Below are 1,730 nucleotides of genomic sequence, written 5' to 3'. Positions count from 1 at the left end.
GTAGGTCATTGAAAACTGAATATCGTTTCGATAGAACAAATGTGTAGGGTCTTCAAGCATTATGCTTGAAACAAAAACATTTGCGAAGTCAATTCGCTAGTAAATTCGTTTAACTTCTGTTAAACAAAACAAATTAATGAGTTATACTCAAGCTTTTAAAATGAGAGTTTGATCCTGGCTCAGGATGAACGCTGGCGGCGTGCCTAATACATGCAAGTCGAACGCTTTGAGCTTGCTCTGATTTGATTTTTTGATTTCAAAGAGTGGCGAACGGGTGAGTAACACGTGGGTAACCTACCTCTTAGCAGGGGATAACATTTGGAAACAAGTGCTAATACCGTATAATACCAACAACCGCATGGTTGTTGGTTGAAAGATGGTTCTGCTATCACTAAGAGATGGACCCGCGGTGCATTAGCTAGTTGGTAAGGTAATGGCTTACCAAGGCAATGATGCATAGCCGAGTTGAGAGACTGATCGGCCACAATGGGACTGAGACACGGCCCATACTCCTACGGGAGGCAGCAGTAGGGAATCTTCCACAATGGGCGCAAGCCTGATGGAGCAACGCCGCGTGTGTGATGAAGGGTTTCGGCTCGTAAAACACTGTTATAAGAGAAGAACGGCACTGAGAGTAACTGTTCAGTGTGTGACGGTATCTTACCAGAAAGGAACGGCTAAATACGTGCCAGCAGCCGCGGTAATACGTATGTTCCAAGCGTTATCCGGATTTATTGGGCGTAAAGCGAGCGCAGACGGTTATTTAAGTCTGAAGTGAAAGCCCTCAGCTCAACTGAGGAATTGCTTTGGAAACTGGATGACTTGAGTGCAGTAGAGGAAAGTGGAACTCCATGTGTAGCGGTGAAATGCGTAGATATATGGAAGAACACCAGTGGCGAAGGCGGCTTTCTGGACTGTAACTGACGTTGAGGCTCGAAAGTGTGGGTAGCAAACAGGATTAGATACCCTGGTAGTCCACACCGTAAACGATGAGTGCTAGATGTTCGAGGGTTTCCGCCCTTGAGTGTCGCAGCTAACGCATTAAGCACTCCGCCTGGGGAGTACGACCGCAAGGTTGAAACTCAAAGGAATTGACGGGGACCCGCACAAGCGGTGGAGCATGTGGTTTAATTCGAAGCAACGCGAAGAACCTTACCAGGTCTTGACATCCCTTGACAACGCTAGAAATAGCGCGTTCCCTTCGGGGACAAGGTGACAGGTGGTGCATGGTTGTCGTCAGCTCGTGTCGTGAGATGTTGGGTTAAGTCCCGCAACGAGCGCAACCCTTATTATTAGTTGCCAGCATTCAGTTGGGCACTCTAGTGAGACTGCCGGTGATAAACCGGAGGAAGGTGGGGATGACGTCAAATCATCATGCCCCTTATGACCTGGGCTACACACGTGCTACAATGGCATATACAACGAGTCGCTAACCCGCGAGGGTACGCTAATCTCTTAAAGTATGTCTCAGTTCGGATTGTAGGCTGCAACTCGCCTACATGAAGTCGGAATCGCTAGTAATCGCGGATCAGAACGCCGCGGTGAATACGTTCCCGGGTCTTGTACACACCGCCCGTCACACCATGAGAGTTTGTAACACCCAAAGCCGGTGGGGTAACCTTTTAGGAGCCAGCCGTCTAAGGTGGGACAGATGATTAGGGTGAAGTCGTAACAAGGTAGCCGTAGGAGAACCTGCGGCTGGATCACCTCCTTTCTAAGGAAAATCGGAA

Annotated in this window: 1 rRNA gene; it reads left to right on the top strand. The window is 48.6% G+C overall.

From position 1 onward, the window contains the following. Positions 1 to 156 precede the first annotated feature (156 nt). A 16S ribosomal RNA gene (locus G7Y65_RS09255) occupies positions 157 to 1,714 on the top strand. Positions 1,715 to 1,730 lie beyond the last annotated feature (16 nt).

This window comes from Weissella sagaensis (genome assembly GCF_010306265.1).
Taxonomy (GTDB): domain Bacteria; phylum Bacillota; class Bacilli; order Lactobacillales; family Lactobacillaceae; genus Weissella; species Weissella sagaensis.
Note: the sequence above shows the minus strand (reverse complement) of the source record. Positions and strands in the feature narration are given on the sequence as shown.